General features: G+C 49.2%; 16 protein-coding genes. 11 read left to right on the top strand and 5 right to left on the bottom strand.

Annotation, left to right across the window (positions count from 1 at the left end; genetic code table 11):
* Window positions 1-40 precede the first annotated feature (40 nt).
* The 7 genes from MRJ96_13560 (at window position 41) to MRJ96_13530 (ending at window position 6,702) form a co-directional block, all read left to right on the top strand.
* Complete coding sequence (locus MRJ96_13560; GenBank protein MDR4502472.1) at window positions 41-1,252, top strand: type II secretion system F family protein; 1,212 nt, start codon at window positions 41-43, stop codon at window positions 1,250-1,252.
* 33 nt (window positions 1,253-1,285) lie between these two features.
* Window positions 1,286-3,016: a GspE/PulE family protein gene (locus tag MRJ96_13555; GenBank protein ID MDR4502471.1), complete on the top strand. Its 1,731-nt coding sequence runs from the start codon at window positions 1,286-1,288 to the stop codon at window positions 3,014-3,016.
* Window positions 3,013-4,146 (top strand): hypothetical protein, encoded by a 1,134-nt coding sequence (locus tag MRJ96_13550; protein ID MDR4502470.1) that lies wholly within the window; start codon window positions 3,013-3,015, stop codon window positions 4,144-4,146. Before MRJ96_13555 ends, MRJ96_13550 begins: the two co-directional genes overlap by 4 nt.
* A complete protein-coding gene (locus MRJ96_13545) occupies window positions 4,143-4,736 on the top strand; it encodes a PilN domain-containing protein (GenBank protein MDR4502469.1) in 594 nt (197 codons plus the stop codon). Before MRJ96_13550 ends, MRJ96_13545 begins: the two co-directional genes overlap by 4 nt.
* 62 nt (window positions 4,737-4,798) lie before the next feature.
* Window positions 4,799-5,332, top strand: coding sequence for a hypothetical protein (locus MRJ96_13540; GenBank protein ID MDR4502468.1), 534 nt, complete (start codon window positions 4,799-4,801; stop codon window positions 5,330-5,332).
* The gene (locus MRJ96_13535) at window positions 5,329-5,931 is read left to right on the top strand and encodes a hypothetical protein (protein ID MDR4502467.1); all 603 of its coding nucleotides are present in this window, start codon (window positions 5,329-5,331) and stop codon (window positions 5,929-5,931) included. The genes MRJ96_13540 and MRJ96_13535 overlap by 4 nt, the downstream gene beginning before the upstream one ends.
* A gap of 69 nt (window positions 5,932-6,000) precedes the next feature.
* Window positions 6,001-6,702: a retroviral-like aspartic protease family protein gene (locus MRJ96_13530; protein MDR4502466.1), complete on the top strand. Its 702-nt coding sequence runs from the start codon at window positions 6,001-6,003 to the stop codon at window positions 6,700-6,702.
* Window positions 6,703-6,908: 206 nt separating this feature from the next.
* Here MRJ96_13530 and MRJ96_13525 read toward each other — a convergent pair whose 3' ends face one another.
* The 4 genes from MRJ96_13525 to MRJ96_13510 form a co-directional block, all read right to left on the bottom strand.
* Window positions 6,909-7,250, bottom strand: coding sequence for a hypothetical protein (locus MRJ96_13525; GenBank protein ID MDR4502465.1), 342 nt, complete (start codon window positions 7,248-7,250; stop codon window positions 6,909-6,911).
* A gap of 86 nt (window positions 7,251-7,336) precedes the next feature.
* Window positions 7,337-8,101, bottom strand: a complete 765-nt coding sequence (locus MRJ96_13520; protein MDR4502464.1) for a complement resistance protein TraT — start codon at window positions 8,099-8,101, stop codon at window positions 7,337-7,339.
* Window positions 8,102-8,269: 168 nt separating this feature from the next.
* Window positions 8,270-8,890 carry a hypothetical protein gene (locus MRJ96_13515; protein MDR4502463.1) on the bottom strand — a complete coding sequence of 207 codons (621 nt, stop codon included), beginning with the start codon at window positions 8,888-8,890 and terminating at the stop codon, window positions 8,270-8,272.
* Between the two features lie 289 nt (window positions 8,891-9,179).
* Window positions 9,180-9,491, bottom strand: coding sequence for an STAS domain-containing protein (locus MRJ96_13510; protein ID MDR4502462.1), 312 nt, complete (start codon window positions 9,489-9,491; stop codon window positions 9,180-9,182).
* 305 nt (window positions 9,492-9,796) lie between these two features.
* Between MRJ96_13510 and MRJ96_13505 the strand changes: the two genes are divergently transcribed.
* Window positions 9,797-10,651 carry a class I SAM-dependent methyltransferase gene (locus tag MRJ96_13505; GenBank protein MDR4502461.1) on the top strand — a complete coding sequence of 285 codons (855 nt, stop codon included), beginning with the start codon at window positions 9,797-9,799 and terminating at the stop codon, window positions 10,649-10,651.
* Window positions 10,652-10,657: 6 nt separating this feature from the next.
* Complete coding sequence (locus MRJ96_13500; protein MDR4502460.1) at window positions 10,658-11,971, top strand: hypothetical protein; 1,314 nt, start codon at window positions 10,658-10,660, stop codon at window positions 11,969-11,971.
* Between the two features lie 175 nt (window positions 11,972-12,146).
* Here the strand turns inward: MRJ96_13500 and MRJ96_13495 are convergent, their stop codons facing one another.
* Window positions 12,147-12,602, bottom strand: coding sequence for a hypothetical protein (locus MRJ96_13495; GenBank protein ID MDR4502459.1), 456 nt, complete (start codon window positions 12,600-12,602; stop codon window positions 12,147-12,149).
* A 472-nt stretch (window positions 12,603-13,074) separates the two neighbouring features.
* Between MRJ96_13495 and MRJ96_13490 the strand changes: the two genes are divergently transcribed.
* Both MRJ96_13490 and MRJ96_13485 read left to right on the top strand, forming a co-directional pair.
* A complete protein-coding gene (locus tag MRJ96_13490) occupies window positions 13,075-14,055 on the top strand; it encodes a cytochrome-c peroxidase (protein ID MDR4502458.1) in 981 nt (326 codons plus the stop codon).
* Window positions 14,052-17,144 (top strand): response regulator, encoded by a 3,093-nt coding sequence (locus tag MRJ96_13485; protein ID MDR4502457.1) that lies wholly within the window; start codon window positions 14,052-14,054, stop codon window positions 17,142-17,144. The genes MRJ96_13490 and MRJ96_13485 overlap by 4 nt, the downstream gene beginning before the upstream one ends.
* The last annotated feature ends 37 nt before the right edge of the window (window positions 17,145-17,181 follow it).

Genomic DNA, 17,181 nt, shown 5'->3' with positions numbered 1-17,181 from the left:
GTGTTCTTACCTATCATGCTGGATTGTCTGTGACCGACCCGTGCCACAATTTCGTTACAGAGCGGCGAGACCCGATGGCAACATTTTCGAGGATATCTGTGAAGAGGAAAACGAGCGGGCTGTCCGCGCGCGATTGGAATCTCAAGGCTGTCTCATCCTCGAACTCAACGGGAAAGGGGCGGCCCAAACAGCGCCAGGCGGATACTCACGAAAAGGAAAACCGCTTTCGCTTCGGGAGTTCCTCATTTTTAATCAAGAGTTTCTGGCCCTGATTAAATCCGGGCTCCCGATGCTTCGCAGTTTCGACCTGTTATCCGAACGTGCGACAAAAGGAGCGTTTCAACATGCGCTCCTCGGCATTCGTGAAGACATACGTGGAGGATCTTCGATTTCTGAAGCCATGGCCAACTACCCGACATACTTTCCAGAGCTGTATCAAGCCTCGATTCGCTCAGGTGAACAGGCCGGAAACCTGCCTGAGGTCATCCAACGATATATCGGGTACCTCAAACTCCTTATTAGTGTTCAAGAAAAAGTCCGAAGCGCTCTGGCCTATCCGACGTTTTTAGTCGTCTTTGGCTTTGCGGTTGTCGGATTCCTGCTCGCGTACGTCATGCCGATTTTTTCAGAAGTCTACGCTGAAAGTAATACGGAACTCCCGTTTGCGACCCAAATGCTGCTCGATATGATTCACTCGGCAAGCCTCTGGCTCCCATGGATCGTCATGGGGCTCGTCGTAGGTGGGACATTCTTTCAAATCTGGAGGAAAACTCCCACCGGACAATTGCAAATTGACCGGTGGTTGCTTCATCTCCCCATGCTTGGTGATGTGATCCTGAAAAATCAAGTGATTCGCTTCACGAGGACACTGGCCACCATTTTGGCTGGCGGAATTCCCCTGCTATCAGCGTTGGAAGTGACGACACGGGGGATGACGAATCGGGTCTTCACACGGGCACTGAGTTCGGCCATCAAGTCCGTCAGGGATGGGAAGAGTCTCTCGGCATCCCTAAAACAGGAGTCCTTTCTCCCCCGAATGACGATTGAAATGATAGAAGTCGGGGAAACCACCGGTTCATTGGAGACTATGCTCTTGGAAGTGGCTGAATTTCACGAGGGCGAATTAGATTATAAACTGACTCGTTTAACAACCTGGATCGAACCGGTCTTGTTGTTAGGCATGGGAGTACTGGTGGCGGGAATCCTGATCATCATGTATTTACCCATTTTTAACCTGGCCGGAGCCATTTAACGCCTCCGCGTAGCGAAGGCACGATCGACGCCAATGCCGACACCCCTCAAACGCACGTCCCTTGAAGATATTTTTATCAGACGAGGTCTGATCACTGACTCCCAGATGGAGCAACTCGTGAATCAGGCGCTTGAGTCGCAACGACCGCTCAAAACCGTTCTACTCGAAGAAGGTGTCGTGTCCGAGGAGCATATCGTTCAGGCGCTCGCCGAACAATATGGATTATCCTACGATCCGCTCCAGGAATTCAGGGTCGATCCCGAGTTTTTTGAGACCATCCCTGTCGAGTGGATGCATCGTTATCCATTCGTTCCACTCTCCAAAGACCAGGGCGTGCTCACCATAGCCATCCCCAATCCTCAAGATGTGCGTGTTCTCGACGAGTTAGAGCTGTTCCTGGGCTGCGAGCTTCGCCTGGTCGTCTCGCCCCCCTCAGCCATCAAGGATGCTCTGGCCGCCAGCGAGGGCAATAAACAAGTCCTGTCCAGAATCCAAGCCGAACTCGATCCGGTCCTAATTAAAGAAGACGAAAAAGGCGAGGAGATCCTTTCGGTCGAGCAGATCACAAAAGATCAAAGTCCAGTCGTCAAACTCGTGAATACGATCATCCTCAGCGCATTACAAAAGCAGGTCAGTGACATTCATATCGAGGCCAATGATCAATCGGTTCAGGTCAAATTCCGGATCGACGGAGTTCTCTACAACTCCATGGAACCCCTGTCGAACTCGTTACATGCCTCATTGATTTCCAGATTGAAGATTATGTCCGAGCTTGACATCGCCGAGCGCCGTATCCCGCAGGATGGCCGATTCAAACTGCAAGTCGAGAAACGAACAGTCGATTTTCGGGTTTCGATTCTTCCGAGTGTGTTCGGTGAGTCAGTGGTCATCCGAATCCTCGATAAACAGAATATCGCCACAGGGGCGCATGGACTCACGCTGGACGTGTTGGGGTTTAACCCGGAAGACCTGCGTCGATTACGACGAGCCATCACTCGCCCTTACGGAATGGTATTGGTGACTGGGCCAACCGGCAGTGGAAAAACCACGACGCTCTATGGCGCCCTCAATGAAGTTCATACGGTCGAGGACAAAATCATCACAATTGAAGATCCGGTAGAATATCAATTGAAGGGCATCGTGCAAATTCCCGTCAATGAAAAAAAAGGACTTACCTTCGCGCGTGGATTGCGGTCCATCTTGCGTCACGATCCAGACAAGATCATGGTCGGAGAAATCCGAGATGTCGAAACCGCACAGATTGCCATACAATCCGCGTTGACGGGGCATTTAGTCTTCACGACAGTCCACGCGAATAATGCCTTCGATGTGATCAGTCGGTTCGTCAACATGGGGATTGAACCCTATAACTTCGTCGCATCGCTCAGTTGTATTCTGGCACAGCGGTTGGTCCGGGCTATTTGTCCGTTCTGTAAGGTCTCGGTTGACGTGAGCCAAGAGCTCTGTGAAGAGTCAGGGCTGGACTACGAAACAGTCAAGATGAACACGTTGTATGAAGGCAAAGGCTGTCACGAATGCAATGGGCTGGGGTATCGAGGACGCAAAGGCATTACGGAATTCTTAGACCTGACCGACTCGATCAAAGAAATGATTCTCGCGGGAAAATCTTCTTCGGAAGTGCGAATTGCCGCCATGGCCCAAGGCTTAACCACACTGCGTCAAGCTGCGGTCCAAAAGGTCTTTCGTGGTGAGACGACGTTAAAAGAGATCAATCGCGTCACACCGACTGATGAAAAAACATGACGACATTCTTCCCAATGACCAAGGCGACTCTGGGACTTTCGATTACCCGTGAATCGCTGTGTCTGGTCGAAATTCGGCGAAGCTGGAATCGGGTGACCTGTCGTGCGATTGCCGAACGGTTTTTGCCTCCCAATGTCGTTCGACTGTCACCAACCCGGCCAAACATCGAAGACATGAATGCCTTCACGCACAGCCTGAAAAGTCTCGTCGAACATCTTTCGCGACCTCAGTCCGTTGCCCTATCCCTGCCGGACGTCTGCGGACGAACGACGATCTTGACGTTTTCATCACTTCCAGCAAAGCAAACAGAACAGGATTCCCTCGTTCGTTGGAAGTTTCAACAGGACATGAACGTCGTACCTGACCAGACGCGGTTTGCCTACCGAGTCTTTTCCCATTCTAAAGAGCCAACAAGCCCCAAACGGGTTCTTGCCACAGCCGTTCAGCACGATATTCTTGAGCAATACGAACAGGCATGCCTCGAAGTCGGTCTGTTGCCGAATTCCGTCGGCCTCTCGGGATTAGACGCATGCGAGTATTTCCAACCAACCATGCAGAGTCTCAATCAACGCATCAAGAATCAAGCGCGAGAACTCACGCAGGAACACCTTTTTGTCTATTTCGCCAACTGGGGATTCTGGTTCATCGCTTTTCAGGATAACCATCCTACATTCATTCGCGTGAAATCCCTGCCTCTTCCCCGTGTTCACTCCCAAGAACATCTTGTGGCAGAAACAGACAGCCATGCATCCACACTGTCAGAGGCCCCAGACATCCAACACGACACCGGGAATCAGGTTTTTGATGACTATTCGCCCTTACAGGTCAATCATGTCTCCAATGAACTCGCCGCAACATTACAGTACTACTTTGAATCGCAGCCTCATGCGCCACACGACCAGGTTCCGATCCCACTATATGTTGCAGAAGGCCTGTGGCATGGTGATCGCTTGCTCCCGACCGAAGAAACCGTTGCGACTCTTTTGGCAACGAGTTCCTCCTATGCTCCCCCGGTACGGATCAGTAGGGTCTCGGACATGCTGTCCCCAAAACTCAGGCGAACCATCTTGAGGTCTGAGCCTCAGATGACCTCTTTTTCAGCCTTTGCGAGCGCGGCGGTTTTGTCATGAAACCTCGAACACACCTTTCTCTCGCTGCCCCTGGAATGAAGAATCTCTCATTGACGCAATGGGTGCTGACGCTCGTCACAGTAGGAACTCTTATCATCTCTGGCTGCATCTGGTGGGCAAGCCAGACCATCGACGAAGAAAGCGCACAATTCAGGCAACTCACGAATGAACTGCGTGCGCACAACCAAGAACTCATCATGAAAGCCTCCTCTCGTGGCTTTGATCTATCAAAAGCGAGAATTGAATCTCTACCTAAAGAAATACAATTTGCTAACCAAGTCCGCAAACAGCTGGGATTTTCCTGGACACAATTCCTGAACGATTTGGAATCGACGGTACCGACGACGATTGCGATGGATTCGGTCAAAGTGAATTTTAAGGAGGCGTCTATCGCCTTAAGTGGCTCGGCCAAAACGCTGGCGGATATCAATGGGCTCGTGGATCACTTGGAATCGCATCCGTCATTTCATCACGTGGTACTGTCTCAACATGCGCAGAAACGTCAGAAAAAATCGCCAGAGAGTCCGTTTGTTCTTTTTACATTAACGGTCCTCTATGAACCGACACAGAACACCACGGTCAACAGTTAACTCTAGAATTCAAACTCTCTATGCCGTTTGCTTTCATTAAACGTTCCCAAACGACCTTTCAGGTGTCTCGTCACCTTATCCCGTTATCGCTCCTGACCGGGCTGTCATGCTTGATCGCCCTCGGCATGTATCTGTTCGTCTTTTTTCCAGCCACATCGAACTTGGAGCAAGCATCACTGGCTTACACGAATGAGTTACAGATACAGGCGCAACTGAAGACGGCTCAACAAGCGCAAGAGACTTTGAAGGAAATATGGGAAGGGCTGCCTGCGCAAAAGGACTTTACACGTTTAAGTGTCTCCATTGCGTCATTGGCCAAAACACATCACGTACGTATTCCAGGCATGGGCTATGATCTCCAGAAGCTCAGACATGATATCGCGACCAAGGGCATTTTAACGTTTGAGGCATCGGGACAGTACCAAGCCATCAGAAAGTTTATCTTTGAACTCGAATCACAATGGCCGTATGTGTTTATTGAAAAGCTTTCGGCTGAACGGTCTCAAAAATCTCAAGAGGTCGGATTCCAGATCAAGGTCGCCACATTTTTACGGCAGCATCAAAGCGCCTCACAACGAGAACCTCACCAATTATGACGAATCAAACGAAAGGACAGATTCTCGCGGCCTTGTTGTTGGTATGGGGAGGAGCCGTCCTGTTCCAATATCTTGATGAATCCGAGCAATCTGACAGTTTCAATACCCACTCCCAGGGCGTGACGCTTCAGGCAACCGCAGGTTCTCTGGCGATCGCAAAATCTTTTGCGAATCCCCGTCAACATATCGAATTAGGAACTCCCCGAAATATCTTTAGTACTTTTCACCCCCGTTCAACCTCTCCACAACCTGCGAAAAAGCCCAAGGCACCCCCAGCCAGGATCACGCCAAAACAAGAAGCGCCTCGAGCAGTCACGCCGCCACTCGGTCCAGACCCCGTTGAATTAGCTAGGCAACGGGCCAGACAACAGCTGCAACAATTTCGCTTTCTCGGGTACTTAAAGAAAGGCGGTGAAAGCCAAGCTTTTTTAAGCAACGGACAATCCATTTATATCGTCAAGCAAGGCACAACGGTTGACAATCATATTCTGGTCTACCGTATTGACCCGACCATCGTCACCTTATCGACAAAAATCCTCAACTCCGGGGATTACGTGAAGGTAGAGATTCCGCTCACGAAAGATGCTCAAAATTCATAACCGACTCATTCACCAGGCATGATGATATTAGACAAACGCCCCCTTTTCGATTCAGCGCCTCAACGCCAGATGCGCACACTCCTTGTGTCCTTGTTCATCCTGATCGCTTTCTGCCATCCTGGAAATTTCCCTGAAAGCCTCGCAGCCATGTATCGCTGTGAGACTCAAGCCGGTGAGATCATCCATACTGACAGTCCCGCTCAATTGGAAAAGTGTGTCGTTCTATCCACTGAATCATCGATGCACTCTCAGCCTCTGGAACGTCCGATTGAGAAACACCAACCGCTTCCTGGATCGACGGAACCCTCTCCCTCTAAAACAGAAGACGCGACGCATGAATATTCCTTCAGGGATAAGAAACAAAATGCCCCACGAACAGAGACAGTGATCGTTCCAGTCATTCCACATGGAGGATCGTTGCTCGTCTCCGTCCGGCTGAATCAAACCAGAGATGTCCAGTTGATTCTCGATACGGGTGCGACGATGACCGTGCTCTCAAATGAAGTCGCACTTGACCTGGGGTTAATAGCCAGTACGGATACTCGATTGACCACTGTCAATACCGCCGGTGGTCAGATTCAAGTGAATTTGAGCAAACTTTCATCCATCCATGCCGGAACCGCGAAAGCTCACGATATTGATGTCGCCATCCATGATCTCCCGGATACTCCTTCTGGGATTGATGGGCTCCTCGGCATGTCCTTCCTGAAGCACTTTCTGGTCACGCTCGATACCAACGAACAACGATTGTATTTAAAACCCCGCTCTTAGCCTCTTTTATTCACGAAAGTAAGGCACCGTCCACCTTAAGAGCCAAAAGCGATCAAGTCGTCATGCAAACGAATGCGCCAAAGAAGAAAGGAAATCTTGAGACAGAATGAAAGGAACTGAGGATGTCGAAGGAAGAAGACCTCCCGCCATGCGCCGTCTCCCCGGGCAAGGCAGGAGGAAAAACGGAATATCGCCACACACTGTGACTAATACGGATAATATCTTCCGTAGTAGCGATAATAATGAAGACAATTCTGGTATCGCGACAATGAATATGTCAGGTTGTTACAGGTATAACCTGGCTTCCAGTCATTGCCTTTGTATTCCTGTGGAATTTGATTTTTCTTAAGAGCTTCCTCAACGAATCGATCGACCTCAGCCTGATCACCAGGGTCGAAAGGTCTTTCTAACACTTCTTTATTCAACGCCCGTTGCATCGCTGCCAAGTCTTCCTCCTCATCGGCTAACGCCGGATGTGGTAAAACAAACCCCAAAGCCAATACCCACATACTACTGACGAAACACAAAGACACGGTAAAACGTTTCATGACATATGCTCCTCTCAGTCAACGACTTCGGCCCCTCAGAGACTTCGACAACGACTTTCCTCGCCATCGGCCAAACAAAGAGATCACTAAAAAAGATTTGACAGTGAACGTGTCAGCCCTTTCGTTAATAAATCAGCGGCCTCTTCATACTCGAGGTTCGCTTGGTTCGCGGTACTCACCACTCTCGTGCGATATTTTTTGAGTGTCCCGACCTCAGAAAACGTCTGTCGCTGGGTCCCTGCCATACCTTGAGCCAAATTCTGCTGACTATCCGATCGCACGATGACACCTTTGGGAGCTTTCTCAACGAGTTGCACATCCGTAACCGCCATGTACGTCACATCCTTGACGAATGCATCCGCGACCGTCTCCGTGAATCCACCAACCACAGAACCCAGGAGGCCTCCCGCCGCTGCGCCAGTCCCCCCGTGTCCCGTCGCAACCCCGACCCCTGCTCCCGCAGCGCCTCCAGCAAGCACTCCTCCATAACCACCGCCCAAGGCTGCTTCAGCGGCGGTCGGGCTCGCCTTCGCCACACTTAAGACATTCGCCTGAAGTCGATAATAGGCCTCTTCCGGGTCATCGGTCACCCGATATCCTCGTTTGGCAATCGCGGCCTTGATGGGTGTTTCAATATCGAAATTATCCTTATCCGAAGTATTTCTAACCTGAATAAAGATCACTTTTTTATCAGGCCCTACGGGATCAAGGAAAATCGAGTCACTCATTTTGGTCTGAACATCCAAATCCTTTTTCGCGATGGACGTGTGAAGAGCCTTACATCCAGATATGGCCCAAATAAAAGCTGCAAACATTAACAAATTCACCTCTACTTTACGTGGAACCTTCATAACACTATTGCCTCCTTTGTCCAGCCATCTGACTGATTCGACGAAATACGCTCGATAGTCGATCGTTTCTTCTAAACCTCGTCCGTATAAATAGTTCCTCATGTTATTGAAAATCAACCTAAGAGTCCATTATGAGGGAATCGATGTTTCCGCAATAAGTAAAAACAGCTACTGTCCACCCGTGATTTCCTTCACGCAATTAACATTAATCGTCCCTTCAGCAAGACCTTCCAACTCCTTTGGGGATACCTCACCAGTACGTACCTTCCATGAAAGCAACGCTCCTCCCGTCGCCCCAGAGACTTCACGTGGTTGCACATTCACCGTCATGCCATTACGAAGGCGCTTTTGCTGACCTTTGCCTCCTCCCCGAAAAGCCGGATTATTCAAAAGTGCCCCAAGGCCTGAAGCCATTGGAGAAATCATGATCTTTGCTTCAACTTTCGAGTTCCCCTTCACGTATTCTTGTTGAATCGTCGTTCCTCCCCCAAATGCCGCTGCACCAACGACTTCCCTCTTTCCCTCTCCCTGACGAACCCATTCTTGGTGTTTCTCCGTAAAACACCCGAGCAGCCAGGTTCCCTTTTGCTCCTTGAATATTTCATACACATAGTCAAAATCTCGTGCGGCTGCCCCATATTTCTGATCTTTTAAGTTTTGACCGATTGTTTGCAAAACATCTAATATTTCGTCCACACGCGATTCACCTTCGGCCCATACTGCGCCCTTACTCCAGACCATCAGCAGCACGACAATCCCCAACACTCGAAGCCATCTTCCCATTTTCATACGCCCCCCCCTTAAACAGATGTAAAACGACAGCTAAAACAGTCCACTTGGCCCCCAGAAGCCTACCACACCTGAGATTCGCCCACCAAGACGAACCGACTGTAATCCGTTTGCCTCTTATTAGGAAGAGAGATGCGGACGGTTCCTAAACGACATCTACCATACTCAACCAGAGATGCAGGGAATTTTTAAGAGAACCGTTCGTCAAGAAGGAATGAGGGACAACGGACCGAAGACCAATGGAAACATACCGCCCGTATTGGAAGGTAGAACAAGAAGGTAGAAAGGACTAGACAAGCTGAGAAAACGTCTCATATTCCTGATCGGTCATGAAAATCGGAAGGAGCGCAGAAAGATTCATGGCTTCTAATGCGGCTTTCACGGTACCTTGTGGATTCGCAAGAATGATTTTTCCTTTAATGCTTTGAAAAGTTTTTCCAGCAACAACCAAGGCACCAATGCCTATACTATCAATAAACGTTACACCATGTAAGTCTATGATGAGTCCCCTCGTCCCGGCTTTTTTATGACCCTCGATCACATCGCGAAAATTATTCCGCGAAAAAATATCGAGTTTCCCGATGAGGATAAGCACCTGCATCCCATTGACTGATTTTTCCTTAATAACCATGGGTCGTGTATGTTGGGCAGCTCTCGACACATAAAGGTGTTCACGCCCTATCTTTTCGTTCTTTTTTTGTCTCGGACGAAAAAATATGAAACTTAACCCTTGCTCAGACAAAATGGCCACTACACACGATTATTGCGTTATTTCAGTCATTTCGCATATCCTTACTCGATTCCTCTGATCACCTTAAGTCGGAACCAAGCCTCCTAACCAGAACATGTGCCTCATAGAGAGAATCAGTGTGTAACGGCTTTTCTTTTGATCATGGCCCACAGAGCATGACGAATTCCATACTGACATCGAAAGTTTTCCCGCTCACTCCCTCTCCAAGCTGGCTCAAAACTCTACCTTCGAAAGACTATTGGTCAACCCCTTTTGCAAAAAGTTTACTATCAAAGTTGGACCTCTCTCAGGGCATCTCCATCCTGGACGTCGCTTGTGGAAGTGGCGTTCCGAGCTTCTACCTGGCAGATCGTGTCGGGCCAACTGGTCGGATCGTCGGAATTGATATTCACGAAGCCCAGCTCAGGCAAGCACGTGCATATCAAGGGCTCTCCTTCCCCTGGCTTGAGTTCCGCCAAGGTGATGTTCGCTCCCTTCCCACCGATCTTCCCCAATTTGATCGAATCACAGGAAACCTGGCCTTTATGTTTTTTCGTCCACATAGGAAGAAAGCCCTCCAGCAACTCGTCTCATTCCTGAAACGAGGAGGTCAGGTGGTGTTAACATTTCCCTCCCGAGGGACATTTGATTCACTCTGGAAACGTGTCGAAAAGGCAATGACAGAGCAGGGACTCATGAAGGAACGTCACGCCTTTAGAGCGTATCAAGACGAGCGACCGTCCGCCAGTGACGCCAGCCAATGGCTCCATGAAATCGGCCTGGAACGGGTCGAAGTCGAAGAACAGCCATTAGACGTCCCGACAGGTTCTGGCGAAGCATTCTTGCACCACCCGTTATTGCGCGCAGGCTTTCTGGATGATGTCTTCGAATGTTTCGCAGATCAGAGTCTGGCTCAAAATTTCATGAACGCGATCGCCGATGATGTCGAGAGTTTTCTGCCTTTAACTGCGCAACGTTGTGTGATGTCAGGGTGGAGACCTCTAAAGTCCCTTCCATCTGCCATCGCTTAATCTCGCATGCGAACCTTTCTCCACATCACCATACGCATGCTCATGATACTCGGCTGGAGCAGTCTCGTTGTCGCCTGCAACTATATTGGCGGGGCATTCGAACACCGGCCAGAAGAGCTTTCCGAGAATATCAGCCCTCAAGCCCGAGCCTTAATTCAACGAGCCTTTGAGGACATCGACTCTTCCCGGCTCCGGGACTATCATACCCATTTACTCGGGATGAATACCGAGCTGAACGGGACGTTCGTGAATGAAGCATGGCAGAGTCCATTCGGCGGGCTCGTTCATTACATTCAATTCGAAGTCTACAAGAGTTCGGCTGGAATTACCGATACGGCTCAAGCCGATGCGCAATATCTCGGTCGCCTGCAAAACTTGATTCACTTCATGCCCCAACATGGAATGTTCGGATTGATGGCGTTCGATTATTTCCATGATGAACATGGCACTCCCCAAAAGACCCTCAGTACATTTCATACCCCTAATCACTATATGTTGAAAATAGTCAAAGAACACCCGGACGTGTTCTTCCCGATCATCTCAATCCATCCATATCGGCAAGACGCAGAAGATGCACTACGCCGTTTTGCAAAACAGGGGGTCCGATTCGTCAAATGGCTGCCAAATGCCATGGGCATCCATCCCGCGTCCCCAAGCATGAATGACAAACTTGAAGCCTATTACCGCCTCATGCGTGAATACGATATGGTGTTGATTTCACATACCGGAAATGAGAAAGCCACTGAGGCTGAGGATTTCCAACATTTGGGGAACCCGCTCTTCTTGAAAAAGCCTTTGGACATGGGAGTCAAAGTCATCATGGCCCATGTCGCGAGTCTGGGAGAATGCCAAGAGGAGGATGCAGGGATTTGCACTCCTGGAACACCCTACATTGACCTTGCCATTGGCATGTTAGAAGACCCTCAATACAAAACCTTGCTCTTTGCCGATATCTCAGCGTTGACACAAGATAACCGGAAAGATCATCTCAACACGATACTGGAGAAAACCTCAATCCATTCCAACTTGATCAACGGAAGCGACTATCCCCTACCAGCGGTGAACATCGTAATTCAAACCCGAACGCTCGAATCCTCCGGTTATATTTCGTCGGAGGAACGAACGTGGCTCAACGAAATTTACGATTACAACCCCCTACTTTTTGATTTTGTCTTGAAACGAACTCTCCGCCATACGGAAACAGGCCAAAAATTTCCTCCGTCTGTGTTTCTTGAACATCCTCTGCTCCCCACTCAACAATTCGTCACCGATCCGATCAATCGTATACCTCCCGCTGTTTCTAAACGCGCAAATTTTTAAATTGTCCAAGCAGGAATTGCGTCTTTGGCACATGGATATGCCGAGAGGAACCAGGCTCCTTCGTATCCCATTAATTCAGACGATTTGAGGTGATGTGGGGGAAAATTTTGTTTAGAAAAACACGTATTGCTAATCAGCACAGGAGAAACACACGGCTGGTGAACGTGACGCGGGATCAATCAATCACGATAGCTATGGGAGGCAGGAAAGGAAATTGGCCCACCCCCAACCCCAGGGGAAAACCACCCCCAAACCCTAGAGGAAAACCGCCACCGAACCAAGGTCCCCCGGGAGGCAACAGTGGCGGAGGACCATATGCATTAGAAGGATAATACGGTGTCTGTCTCATGACAGGCGAAGATTGACGACGCATTCTATTTTTGAGTTTTTCCAGTTCGAATTGTTGACGTTTGATCTTCCTTTCAAGACTCGCAATTTTTTCCTCTTGCGGATCAGAAAGAGATTGAATACAGGCCTCTTGTGAAGGACCGGTGTAGGTATACGAGGTACATTGCCACGGGATCGAATCACCTCCGGCGCTCACCAGGGAAGCTGACAGTAACAGCCCACAGCCTATGCTGGAAAAGATAAGCAGAATTTTTCGTAGCTTTAGAAAGAACGCCACTCGCATATGCAACCCTCCTATCATATTAAAAAATATTATCAAGTCTTTACGCTTTCCCACAACTCAAGGTCCCCCTCAAAGAAATCTGACAGACGACGCTCAACACATTGCCTCCATGTTTTAGAAGGCCTTTCGACTGGCTTTTCGAAAATGAGTCAGGAGTCGCCTGCAATTGCTTCAGAAAACTCTGACAAAAGCTTCCAAGAAAATCTCATATAACCTGACTGGGTGGTGGGATGCCCATAATGGTACAAAATAGTGCAGGTTATGCATTCTCTCGACATAAAGATTATCGTTTTTATTCCGAGATAAATTTACGTACCTTTCGTGCTTGCTTCTCAAAAATCTCTACACTACCCGTCATATTCCTATGAGCAAGTTCATCCTTCTACCTGAGAAACAAACATTCAACACAATCCCCTCTTCTGCTTGGATAACTCGGATCTGCGCGGGGCTATTCGCTCTCTTAATAGGTAGTATGAGCGCGTGTGAATCGGATCTGAGCGAATCAAGCCATCCGCTTTCTCACTCATCATTGATTCGACCGGTTAGTCCAGAAATCCCGAATGAACCGATCCAACCAATCCCGACAAGCTGGGCCTTGGATTCACGAAAAGTCGCATTGGGAGAAAAATTGTTCTCTGACCCTCGCTTATCACACAGCAACACCGTCGCTTGCGCCAGTTGCCATAACTTAGAAGCCGGAGGAACAGATCAAGCGTTCCGATCCATCGGCATCGGGGGAGCCTTGGGGGATATTAATACGCCTACCGTCTATAACAGCGGACTCAATGTCCGACAATTTTGGGATGGACGAGCTCATACATTGGAAGATCAAATCGAAGGCCCGATCCAGCATTCGAAAGAAATGGGATCCACATGGCAAGAAATCATTCACAAACTAAAAACCGACCCAATGTATGTCGAGATATTCGAGGCTTTGTATCATGACGGCATTTCCCGGGATACGATCAAGCATGCCATTGCGACCTTCGAACGATCACTACTGACTCCCAACTCACGATTTGATCGATACTTACAAGGAAATCACTCGGTTCTCACTGAACAGGAAAAGCAGGGCTACGCCCTCTTTAAGGAGTACGGCTGTTCGGCTTGCCACCAAGGCGCCAACGTTGGCGGGAACATGTTTCAAAAATTTGGTGTGACCGGGGATTATTACAAAGAGCAACGGTACGGTCAGAAGGACAAAAACTCTAAGGAGCCTTCAATCACCCATGACTCCCATAGACATCAGAATCGACTCTATAAGGTTCCCAGTTTGCGCATGGCAGTCTTGACGCCGCCGTACTTTCATGATGGATCTGCCTCAACATTAGAACAAGCCGTTCGGGTCATGGCCCAATATCAACTGGGGCGATCACTGAACCAAGAGCAAATCGATGCCATCGTGGCCTTCCTCTACACACTCCCGGGCACATACAAGGGGAAGCAACTGTGACGCGATCGGTGGCTCTTTATATTCTGTTTTTTCTTTCGCTCCTGACTCTGGTCACTGGCCTTTTCGTCAAAACTCAAGAAGATCATCGGACGGCCCATCACCAGCGGATGATGGCACTGGAAGAACTGAAACGGTGGGATACCACGCTGAACCAGGACATTCTCAAGAATGAAAACGGATTACTCCTCCACTATGACTCCCTCGTCATCGCAACTCAACAGCTTCACGGATTGAAGGCCACCTTCTTCAGGGGGCCGTTATCACTCATAGCCCTCGACGAACCCGTCTTCCGTCCACTCCTCGTGGACTATGCCCGACTCCTCAAGGAGAAAGAATCTTTGGTGGAACTCTTTAAGTCCCATCATGCCATTCTTAGAAATTCGACGCGATACTTCCCGTTGGCCGGGATTGAACTTCGACGAATCAGCTTAGCCTCCCCGCACATACCTGAATTCAGACATGTCATGGAGCAAGCCATTCTCCAAACGCTCTTGTACAATCAAGAACCATCCGCTGATTATCGTACGAACATGACCCGATCGATTAACGAATTACATTCTCTCCAATCCTCACTCTCTCCATCCAATAGCCACTCCATAGAAAACCTGCTGACGCACATGAGATTGATCTTGAAATATCGAGAGGACCTACGAAAGACCGTCGAGGACATTTTCGCCATTCCGACGACGGCCATGCACGCTCGACTCAGTGGCCGATATCAACAGTATCATAACCACGTGCTCGAGCAAATCGAACAATATCGAATGGTGTTCTATCTTTTGAGTGTCTTACTCGTTTGTTATATCGGCTGGATATTATGGCGACTCCGAGCCACGACGCAAGCTTTGTCTCTTTCGAATGCGACGCTTGAGGAACGCATCAATGAACGGACGAAGGATTTGCATGCCGTAAACGCATCATTGAATGATGAAATCCAAGAACGAAAGAACATCGAACGCGAACTCGAAGAAAAAAACGTCGAATTGGGTATCGCCAGGGATGAAGCTCTGGTGGCAGCCAATGCAAAATCAGAGTTTTTGGCCATGATGAGCCATGAGCTCCGAACTCCCATGAATGGCATTATGGGCATGACAGGCCTTCTCCTGGACACGAATCTGAATCCTGAACAACGGGATTTAGCCGAAACAGTTCGAACATCCGGGGATACGCTTTTGACCATCATCAATGATATTTTGGACTTTTCAAAAATCGAAGCTGACAAGTTAGAATTGGAGAACATTACCTTCGATCTTCGTTCTTCAATGGACGAAACGTTAGAACTTCTTGCCGCTACAGCTTCGAAAAAAAACATCGAGTTGGTGGGCCTCATGTACGCCTCGACTCCATCATCTCTATACGGAGATCCAGGTCGTATTAAACAAGTCTTGATGAACCTCGTCGGAAATGCCATTAAATTCACGGAACATGGGGAAGTCGTCATCAAGGTTGCGGCCCTCGATCGATCGTCATCTGACTCTGTGACCATTCGCATTGAGGTGATTGATACCGGCATCGGGATTCCCGTGGAGCATCAACAACGCCTCTTTCAATCATTCAGTCAAGCCGATGCCTCGACTACCCGGCGGTACGGGGGGACAGGGTTGGGACTCGCGATCTGCAAGCGTTTGGTTGAAATGATGGGTGGAGAGATCGGTGTCGAAAGTCAACCAGGCCGAGGCAGCCGGTTTTGGTTTACGTTAAACCTTGAATATTCAACACCAACAGTCGGGAACCAGGCTCTTCCAGAGTCATTACGAGGCATACGCGCGTGTTTTGTGGATGACAACGAAACCAATCGTCTTTTGCTCAACCATTATGCCAGTTCATGGGGAATGACGGGGTTAAATGCAGAAAATGGTGCGCAAGCACTTGATGTCCTGAGAGAGTCCGTCGATCGCGGAGAACCCGTCGATATTGCCATACTGGACCATCAAATGCCGGAAATGGATGGATTAGAATTAGCCAGACAGATTAAAGCCGATCCTCGGTTACAGAACACTCATCTCGTATTACTCACCTCTTGGGGACTTCGCGGCGATGCTCAAACGGCTCACGCCGCGGGCTTTGAAGCCTATTTAACCAAACCGGTTCGAGAATCTTATCTCTTTCGTTGTCTGGCCATGATCCTGACACCGGAATCCCAAGAAACCGGAGGCAAACCATCTTCCCCTAAAGACCTCTTGACTCAACATTCGGTAAGAAAAGTCATCGCTCAATCCGGTGCACGCATACTTTTAGCCGAAGATAACATCGTCAATCAAAAGGTAGGGGTACGGATGTTGGAAAAACTCGGATACCGAGTCGATGTCGTCGCGAACGGCAAGGAGGTCATCGAGGCCATCGAGCAGGTGCCTTACGACCTCATCCTGATGGATTGTCAGATGCCGGAAATGGATGGATACGAAGCAACGCGAACAATCAGAGCCCACGAGTCCGCCATCGCGAATAACCAGGAAACAACGCATACCGGCGCGTCAAATGCCGGACATTCAAATGACCCAATCCCCATCATTGCCATGACCGCCAATGTAATGCAAAAGGATAAAGACAACTGTATTCAATCCGGCATGAACGACTTTCTCTCAAAACCCGTGAAGCTTGAAGACCTCGCGGCTATTCTTAAACAATGGCTCCCGATAAAAACCGGAGAGCATCCAGAGAGCGCGCAGACCGACTCCCTACCAAGCAATCATCTGGACTCACCATCTCAAGAAGTTTTGAACCCCCGAACAATGCAAGCGCTCCGTACACTCCAAGGGGATGGTGATAGTTCCTTTTTGGACGAACTGGTGAATCAATTCACACGGGACATCCCCAGGCATCTGACATCTATTGAGCACGCCCTGACTCAAAACAACGCCAAAAACTTAACCTTGGCGGCGCATGCCTTAAAAGGAAGTGCCCAAAACGTTGGCGCCACGATCGTATCCCAAATATGCCTGGAACTCGAACGAGCAGGAAGAGAAGAGCGGATGGACACTACCTTAGAAGATCTCGGCCAATTGAGGACAGCATGCGAACAGGCATGCGAGGCGTTGCAACAACAACTCCTAGATTCCGCCCCAACACACGCATCATCCCGTGCATGAATCTGCTAGGGAAAGCCTCACATTTACAGGACAAACA

This window comes from Nitrospirales bacterium, from assembly GCA_031315865.1.
Taxonomy (GTDB): domain Bacteria; phylum Nitrospirota; class Nitrospiria; order Nitrospirales; family UBA8639; genus JAGQKC01.
The sequence above is the reverse complement of the archived record's forward strand: the minus strand, read 5'-3'. Positions and strand labels throughout refer to the sequence as shown.